The following is an 8659-nucleotide window of genomic DNA, read 5'->3' as shown; positions in this document are numbered from 1 at the left end:
AGAGGCCAGGACCACACGACTTCGCCGTCCGTGCCGCCTGCGCTCGTCTGGCACAGCCGTCACGTCCATCGCAGCCCACCTCCACGTTCGTGACGACGCGTACGTCCCTCTGCTCGAGGCGGGATGGGCAAGACCATCGGTCTGATTTGCCCGACGACGCAAGCCGGCGCGGCTGCGGCAAACTAACCCGACGGGCATTTCGCGCATACGAAGCATGCGGAGATTGCCCGTCGGGCACATCTGGCCGGTTGCTCCATCCAGACGTGATGCCGTGAAGGTCGGCTGACGATCAGCGGGCGGACGGAGCAGCGGCGGCTTCACCCCGCGCCGCCAGCGGCAATGACGCCTGCCTCAGACTTTCCGACGGCGTCTCACCATAGATCTTTCGATACTCCCTGGCGAAATGCCCCGGATTGCTGAAGCCACATCGCAGGGCGATCGACGTCACCGTGTCACCCGCTTTCGCATCATACAGCATGCGGTGCGCATGTTGGATTCGCGTCAGCTTGATCTTCTCGGCCAAGGACACACCACTCTTCGCGAAGTACTGATAGACCGTGCGGGGGCTGACGCCGTAGCGAACCGCGAGTTGCTGGATCGATATCTTCTGATCCCAGTTCGTCTCAATGTGTTCCAGGATCCTGCGAATGGACTCCGGCACCTGGCGATCGCGATCGAGATGATCCGCGGTGACGTCGATCGTCGCGCCGACGAGATGGGTTCGTCCGTCGGACGGGCTGTAGACGGAGGTCGCCATGCCACGGACCCAGCGCACCGCACCGGCTTTGCCAAGCACCCGGTAGTCGCGCGTGTAGCCGGTTCGCTTCATGATCGCACGACGGATGACCTGCTCGAGCCCGTTCCGATCCTCGGGATGCACGTGGCACAACATGTCGCGCAGCGACGATGGCGACGCCGGCGGAAAATCTCCCTTGGACTCGTCTGCATCGACGATCAGGTTGAACGTCGACAGCCCAGCGAGCTTCTCCGCGGCCGCAAGCTGTTCTTCCAGGATCCTGGTTGTCGTGATGTCCTCGACCACGGCGCAGAACCACTTCAGGCGGCCCCTGGCGTCCCTGACCGGATTGACGGTCACGCGTCCCCACACGACGCTTCCGTCCGGCTGGAGATAGCGCTTGTCGAGCTGATAGGTCGCGATCTCGCCTGCAAGCAGCTTGTCGTGCTGCAGCCGATTGCGCTCCCGGTCCTCTGGATGCGTCAGATCGACAAAGGTCAGCCCACCGGTCTTGAGCTGCTCCAGCGTGTATCCGACGATCCGGCAGCATTCGGCGTTCGCAAACCGGATATGTCCCGTTGCACTGTCGACGATCGAGATGCCGATGCCGAGGCTGTCGAGAAACACCCTCGGCACCGCGATGACTTCGGCAATGTCCTTCTCTGGCATGTCGAAGCCGATACCATCCAATCTGGTTGGAGCCTAGCGCCGAGGATCATGTCGATCGTGATCTAAGGCAATCCCGGCCCTGCGACACTTGAACACGCCCCGCAGATTCACGGCCATTCCTGCACAATCAGAACATCTCTGCAGATTGCTGCCTAACCGAATCTTACTGACGAGCTGTTAGATTGAATAAAGCCCCCGGGAATTTACGGGAATCATCGAGTTCAGGAATGATCGCAGTCAGCGCCGTCTCTGGATCACAGCAACTACCGCGTGATCACGAGGATGTGCACATCGCTGGCGTGATCGTTTGCACAGGAGACCATCATGTTTGGCCGCAAGAACAACGCCGCATCCCTGGCCGCCCTGGCCGCAAACGCGATCACCGCGAAGGTGATGGTCGCTGACGACAAGCTCAACATCGTCTACATGAACGAGGCGGTACGGGCGCTGATGCGTGAGGCGGAGGCCGATCTCAAGACGCAGTTGCCGAACTTCCGCGTCGACGGCCTCATCGGCACCAACATCGACGTCTTCCACAAGGACCCGACCCACCAGCGCCGCATGCTGCAGGCCCTCGCCTCCGAGCACCGGGCCACCATCAAGATCGGCAAGTGGACGTTCGATCTGATCGCGCAGCCCTTGAAGCACCCGGACGGAAGCCGCGCCGGAACGGTCGTCGAGTGGTCCGACGCCAGCGTGCGGCTGCAGAACCTCGACTACAGCGCTCAGGTCGCGGCCATCGGCCGATCACAGGCCGTGATCGAATTCAACCTGGACGGCACCATCGTCACCGCCAACGACAATTTTCTGAATGCGCTGGGCTACAGCCTTCCGGAGATCCAGGGCAAACATCACAGCATGTTCGTTTCGCCGGAGGAGCGCAACAGTGCCGCCTATCGCGAGTTCTGGGCCGCCCTGAACCGCGGCGAATATCAGGCCGCGGAATACAAGCGAATCGGAAAGGGCGGCAAGGAGGTATGGATTCAGGCGTCCTATAATCCGGTGTTCGATCAGAACGGAAAGCCCTTCAAGGTCGTCAAGTTCGCCACCGACGTGACCGCTCAGAAGCTTCGGAATGCCGATCTCGCCGGACAGATCGCGGCCATCAGCAAATCGCAGGCCGTGATCGAGTTCGAACTGGACGGCACCATCATCGACGCCAACAACAATTTCCTGCAGGCGCTCGGCTATACGCTGTCCGAGATCAAGGGCCGCCATCATTCGATGTTCGTCGATCCGTCAGAGCGCGACGGTGCGGCCTACCGCAACTTCTGGGCCGCCCTGAACCGCGGCGAATATCAGACCGCGGAATACAAGCGGATCGGAAAGGGCGGTCGCGAGGTCTGGATTCAGGCCTCCTACAATCCAATCCTCGACCTCAACGGCAAGCCGTTCAAGGTCGTGAAATACGCCACCGACGTCACCAAGCAAGTGCTGGTGCGGATGGGCAATGAGCGAGTCCGCGGCATGATGGAGTCCGTCGCCGCGGGTGCCGAGGAATTGAACGCCTCGGTGCGCGAGATTTCCGAGGCCATGACGAAGTCCCGCGAGACCGCGATGGGGGCGGCTGACCGGGTCGCCTCCGCCGATTCGCAGGCCAAGCGCCTGAGCGAGGCGACGCAGGCGATGAGCGGCATCGTCGAGCTGATCGGCAACATCACCGGGCAGATCAACCTGCTGGCACTCAATGCCACGATCGAATCGGCGCGCGCCGGCGATGCCGGCCGCGGCTTTGCCGTGGTCGCGTCGGAGGTCAAGAATCTCGCCACGCAGGCCAAGGCCGCCACCGACAAGATCGGCGCGGAGATCGCCGGACTGAACGGGATCTCCAGCGAGGTCGTGAATGCGCTGAACGCGATCAAGGTCGAGATCCAGAACGTCAGCGAATACGTCACCTCGACCGCCGCCGCCGTCGAGGAGCAGAGCACGGTCACCGGCGAGATGTCGTCCAGCATGCAGCGCGCAGCCGCAGAGGCGCAGGCGATCGCAGCAGGCAGGGCGTAGAGGCCGCCTGAGCACGGCGCCCCCCCCCCCCGCAAGGGCCGCGGCGAGGATCAATCCTGCGTCGCGTCCCAGGTCACCGGCAGATTGAGCAGGCCGCGAAAGGCCCAGCCGCCGATGCGCACCGGCTCGGTGTCACGCAGGCGCAGGTTCTTGAGCCGCGCGAACAGCGTCGGGAGCGCGACGTCGGCGATCATCGCGCGCGAGGCCCAGGCGCCCGCACAGAAATGCGGGCCTGCGCCGAAGGCGATGCTCTTGGAGACGTCGCGGCGGACGTCGAAGCGATCGGGGTCGGTGAAATGCGCCTCGTCGCGATTGGCCGAGCCGAACATCAGGAACACGCGCTCCTCCGGTTCGAAGGCGACGTCGCGAATCGTCCAGGGCTTGGCGATGCGCCGGGGCGACATGCCGATCGGCGAGATCCAGCGGGCATATTCCTCGAACACCTGGAGCCAGCGCACCTCGCCATGGATGGCCAGCGCGAGCTGCTCGGGATGCGTCAGAAGCGCCCACACCGTGCCGGCGATCGCATCGCGCGGTTCGTTCTGGCCGCCCGAGATGGCGAGCTTGATGTTGGCGCGGACGCTCTCCATCGGCATTTGCGTGGCGAGCATCACGCCAAGCAGGCTCTGGTTCGGGGTCTTCTCCAGCACCGGCAGCATGTCGTCGATGGCAGCGTCGATGCCTGATGTCGCGGCGTTGCAACGCGCCTCGACCGCGGGATCCCCGGTGTAGTTGGCGATGCCGTCGATCATGGCCTGCGACCACGCATTCATGTCCTGGAAGCGCATGTTGGTGAGGCCGGTGATCAGCTTCAGGCACTCGGCCGAGAACGGCAGCGCGAAATCGCGAACGAGATCCACGTCCGTCGCAGGATCGAGCGCGTCGATCAGCCGGTCGGCGTGGGCCTGGAACTGCGCCAGCCAGTGCACCCGCACCGCGCGCGGCGACACCGCCGGCGCGATCGCCTGGCGCTCGGCCATATGCGCCGCGCCGTCCTTGCGCATCATGTTGTGGCCCATCAGCCGGTTCATCAGGCCCTGCGGCTGATGTGAGCTGAAGACGTCGACCTGCTTCTCGGAGACAAAGATGTCGTCGCGACGGCACAACAGCGTGCTGCCGAGCTGCGGCACGAAGGCGATCGGCGTCTCCTGGCGCATGCGAGCCAGCGCCGGATAGGGATCGGCCCAGAACGCGGCGGTATCGATGTCGAAATGCGGTGCTGTGCTCACTCTCGGTCTCCGGTTCTGACGGCGCAGGCTAGCCGCACGCTCCGGCAACGTCTGTCCCGGCGATGGGTGACAGCAGGCGAGCCCCTCGCTCAGTTCAGCGGCCGCGGTGTCGTCATCAGGCGGAGGGCGATCGCGAACAGCTCGTTCTGCGAGGCGATGCCGAGCTTCTCATAGGCGCGCTTGCGATAGGTGAAGACGGAGTTGAGGGCGATGCCGAGAGCCCCGGCGATCGCCTCGGAGGTGAAGCCTTCGAGGATGCGACGGCAGACGTCCTTCTCCCGCGCGGTCAGGACCGACAGCGGTCCGCCGGCGGCGAACAACGAAGCAAATCTATCGGCCGGATCCATCGCGGCAGCGCGATCCTGGCAATGACGCGCGACGATGGCCCCCACGATCGGGGCGACCGCGGCGATGCGCTGGCGCTCGTGGGGCGCAAAACCGCCTTGAGCAGCAGTACGATAGAAGTTCACGTAGGTGCAGTGCTCGCCGACCCAGATCGCGGTGGCGGCCTTGTCGACGATCTCGGAGTCCTCGAAGAACAGCTTGCGGTAACCCTTCGGGTACATGCGGCGCGCGAAGTTCGGCAGCAGGATGTGGCGCGCCTCCGCGCGCTCGCGAAAGATCGTATCCCGGTTCGGATCGGCGATGTGGAAGTGCTCCGAATAGGCCGCGCCGAGGTCGGGCCCGATCGCGATGTTCCCCGTGCTGAGCAGGCAGCGCGCCGAGCGCTGGTCCTCGAAGGCGAACACCATGCAGTGGCCGACATCGGCAACGATGCGCAACGTCTCGATCAGGACTTGCGGAAATGCGGGCTGTCCGATCGCGAGCACCATCGCGCCGACGGCACCGGCCGCCTCGATGCCAGGCTCCTGAGCCTCCATGCGTTCCTCCCGGATCTCTTTGTTCGCCGAAACCTAGCAGCAACCCGCCCTGGCTGGAAGCGCCGCCCCGCGTCACCAACCACGGGGACAGACACGAGGCCGCCGGTCCGGCTACGCTCATCGGCCAAAGTCTCGGCCAGTCAACGCGCCGAGCACGCTCAACGGGGAGGATATGCGATGAGAGCCGCGCTCACGGCGATCGGAATTGCTGCAACGATGGCTTTCGGCTCGCCCGCGTGCGCCGACATCAAGGTCGGTATCGTGGTGTCCGCAACCGGGCCCGGCTCGGCGCTCGGGCAGCCGCAGATCAAGGCGGTGGCTGCGCTGCCGAAGGAGATCGGCGGCGAGAAGATCGTCTACATCGCGCTCGACGACGAATCCGACAGCGTGAAGGGACTGCAGAACGCGCGCCGCCTGGTGATCCAGGACGGTGTCGACGTCATCATCGGCTCCTCGCTGACGCCGGTCACCATGCCGATGCTCGACGTCGCGCTCGAAAGCAGGACGCCGCTGCTGTCGCTGGCGGCCTCGACCGCGATCGTGCAGCCGATGGACGACAAGCGCAAATGGGCATTCAAGGTCGTGCCCAATGACGACATCATGGCCGCGGCGATGCTCAAATACATCGCCAAGACCGGGGTGAAGACGCTCGGCTTCATCGGCGTGTCCGACGGCTATGGCGAGGGCTATTATCAGGAGGTGACGAAGCTGGCGCCGAAGCTCGGGCTCACGGTGACCACGCACGAGGTCTATGCGCGCGGCGACACCAGCGTCACCGGCCAGGCGCTCAAGGTGATCGCCACCAATCCGGATGCGGTGTTCATCGCGTCCGCCGGCACGCCGGCGGTGCTGCCGCAACAGGCGCTGCGCGAGCGCGGCTATGCGGGGAGGATTTTCCAGACCCATGGCGTCGCGACGCAGGAGTTCATCAAGCTCGGCAAGGAGAATGTCGAGGGCGCGGTGTTCGCCGGCGAAGCGTTCTCGATCGCCGACGACCTCCCCGCGGAGGATCCGTTCCGCCGCGCCAATGACGAATTCGTTTCAGCCTATCTGGCCGCCAATGGTGACAAGCCGAACATCTTCGCCGCACATCTGTGGGACACCGCCACGCTGCTCAAGCGCGCCATCCCGGCCGCATTGAAGGCGGCCAAGCCGGGCACCGCAGAGTTTCGCGCCGCACTGCGCGACGAACTGGAGCGCGGCAAGGACGTCTATCTCAACAACGGCCTCTCCAACATGAGCCCGACCGACCACAACGGCTACGACGAACGCTCGGCGTTCCTGATCAAGGTCGAGGGCGGGCGGTTCAGGCTGGTGAAGTAGTCAAGCTCGTGATCGGAAGCATAGTCTGCCGCGCAGGCGGTGCACTCCCCTCCCCGCTAGGGGGAGGGGGGCGCACTGGTCGTGCGGCACGACACGGGCTCGAACGATAAGCGGCGACGGCCCCAACTACGCCGACAAACTCTCCGCCACCGGCGCCTTGCCCAAAATCAGGTCCGCCGCCCTGTCGCCGATCATCAAGGTCGCGGCGTTGAGGTTGGCGGAGATCATGCGCGGCATGATCGAGGCGTCGGCGACGCGCAGGCCCTCGAGACCATGGACGCGGAGCTGGTCGTCGACCGTTGCCCAGGTCGAGTCCGCTGGGCCCATCCGGCAGGAGCAGCCGGGATGGAAGGTGGTGGTGGCGCGCTGCGTCGCCGCGGCCAGGAACTCATCGTCACTGTTCACCTTCGGTCCCGGGAAATCCTCATAGGCGTAGTACGGCGCGAGCGGGGCCGAGGCCAGCAGCCGGCGCGCCAGCTTCATGCCGGCGACGACCACGCGGCGGTCGAGCTCGGCGGTGAGATAGTTGGTCTGGATCAGCGGCGGCGCGAACGGGTCGGCCGAGCGGATGCGGACGTAGCCGCGGCTCTCCGGGCGCTGCTGCCAGGAAGCGACCGTCATGCCGGGCTCGTCCTCGAGCTGGCCCTGCACGCCCTCCTTGTAGCTCGCCGGCGTGAAGGTGAGCTGCAGGTCGGAGCGCTCCGCGGTCTCGCCGGAGTGCCAGAAGCAGTAGACCATGGTCGGCGACAGCGACAGGATGCCGCGCCGCGTCACCGCCCATTTCAGCGCCTCGCCCCATAGATTGAGGCCGCGCGCGAGCTCGTTGACGGTCTTGATGTTCTTGACACGCGCCACCGTGCGCGGCGCGTAGTGGTCCTGCAGGCCCTCGCCGACGCTGTTGAGCGCATGGCGCACCTCGATGCCATGCTCCTGCAGCAGCGCGGGCGCGCCGATGCCCGAGAGCTGCAAGAGCTGCGGCGAGTTGTAGGCACCACCGGACAGGATCACCTCTTTTCGCGCGCGCACCTCGACCGGCGCCCCGCCGCGCCCGCCGCGGCTGTAACGCACGCCGACCGCGCGTTTGCCTTCCAGCACAACGCCGGTGGCATGGGCGTGGGTGCGAACCTCGACGTTCGGCCGCTTGCTGGCCGGACGCAGGAAAGCGGTCGCTGACGACACGCGGCGGCCGTTCTGGATGGTGCGCTGGACGTATGAGACGCCTTCCTGAATGGCGCCGTTGTAGTCCGGGTTGCGCGGGATACCGAGCGAGACAGCGCCATCCATGAAAGCCTCACACAGCGTGTCCTTCCACTCCATGGTGGTCACGATGAGGTTGCCGTCGCGGCCGCGATACTGGTCCTCGCCGGCGCCGATGCGCTTCTCCATGCGCTTGAAATTCGGCAGCACGTCGGAATAGCTCCAGCCGCGATTGCCCATCTGCGCCCAGGTGTCAAAATCCTGGCGCTGGCCGCGATTGTAGACATGGCCGTTGATCGAGGAGGAGCCGCCGAGCGTCTTGCCGCGCGGCGCATAGATGCTGCGCCCCGCCGTGTACGGCCCCGGCTCCTGCTGATAGCCCCAGTTGATGCTCTTCATGTAGAAGGTCTTGATGAAGCCGGCGGGCAGATGGATGTAGGGATGCCAGTCGCGCGGCCCCGCCTCCAGCACGCACACCGTGACCTCAGGGTCCTCGCTGAGGCGGCTCGCCAGCACGCAGCCGGCGGAGCCGGCGCCCACGATCACATAGTCGAAGGTATCCATCTGGTCGTTCGTCCCGGTCTCGTCATCATCAGCCGCGCGAGGCGGCAAGCGGCCAT

The 8659-nt window shown here is 65.2% G+C and carries 6 protein-coding genes; 2 read left to right on the top strand and 4 right to left on the bottom strand.

The annotated features are described in order from the left end of the window. Positions 1 to 289 precede the first annotated feature (289 nt). Positions 290 to 1405: a PAS domain S-box protein gene (locus QW863_RS29155; protein WP_315718064.1), complete on the bottom strand. Its 1116-nt coding sequence runs from the start codon at positions 1403 to 1405 to the stop codon at positions 290 to 292. A gap of 324 nt (positions 1406 to 1729) precedes the next feature. On the opposite strand from QW863_RS29155, the gene QW863_RS29150 reads away from it, so the two are divergent. Next, the gene (locus QW863_RS29150) at positions 1730 to 3409 is read left to right on the top strand and encodes a PAS domain-containing methyl-accepting chemotaxis protein (protein WP_315718062.1); all 1680 of its coding nucleotides are present in this window, start codon (positions 1730 to 1732) and stop codon (positions 3407 to 3409) included. A gap of 50 nt (positions 3410 to 3459) precedes the next feature. On the opposite strand, the gene QW863_RS29145 is transcribed toward QW863_RS29150, so the two are convergent. Both QW863_RS29145 and QW863_RS29140 read right to left on the bottom strand, forming a co-directional pair. Beyond that, complete coding sequence (locus QW863_RS29145; protein ID WP_315718061.1) at positions 3460 to 4638, bottom strand: cytochrome P450; 1179 nt, start codon at positions 4636 to 4638, stop codon at positions 3460 to 3462. An 89-nt stretch (positions 4639 to 4727) separates the two neighbouring features. Continuing rightward, positions 4728 to 5519, bottom strand: a complete 792-nt coding sequence (locus tag QW863_RS29140) for a helix-turn-helix transcriptional regulator (RefSeq protein WP_315718060.1) — start codon at positions 5517 to 5519, stop codon at positions 4728 to 4730. A gap of 177 nt (positions 5520 to 5696) precedes the next feature. On the opposite strand from QW863_RS29140, the gene QW863_RS29135 reads away from it, so the two are divergent. Beyond that, positions 5697 to 6842, top strand: coding sequence for an ABC transporter substrate-binding protein (locus QW863_RS29135; protein ID WP_315718059.1), 1146 nt, complete (start codon positions 5697 to 5699; stop codon positions 6840 to 6842). Positions 6843 to 6968: 126 nt separating this feature from the next. Here the strand turns inward: QW863_RS29135 and QW863_RS29130 are convergent, their stop codons facing one another. Then, positions 6969 to 8603: a GMC family oxidoreductase gene (locus tag QW863_RS29130; RefSeq protein WP_315718058.1), complete on the bottom strand. Its 1635-nt coding sequence runs from the start codon at positions 8601 to 8603 to the stop codon at positions 6969 to 6971. Positions 8604 to 8659 lie beyond the last annotated feature (56 nt).

The organism is Bradyrhizobium sp. SZCCHNR1017 (assembly GCF_032381375.1).
Classification (GTDB): domain Bacteria; phylum Pseudomonadota; class Alphaproteobacteria; order Rhizobiales; family Xanthobacteraceae; genus Bradyrhizobium.
This window is presented reverse-complemented; position numbering and strand designations above follow the sequence as displayed.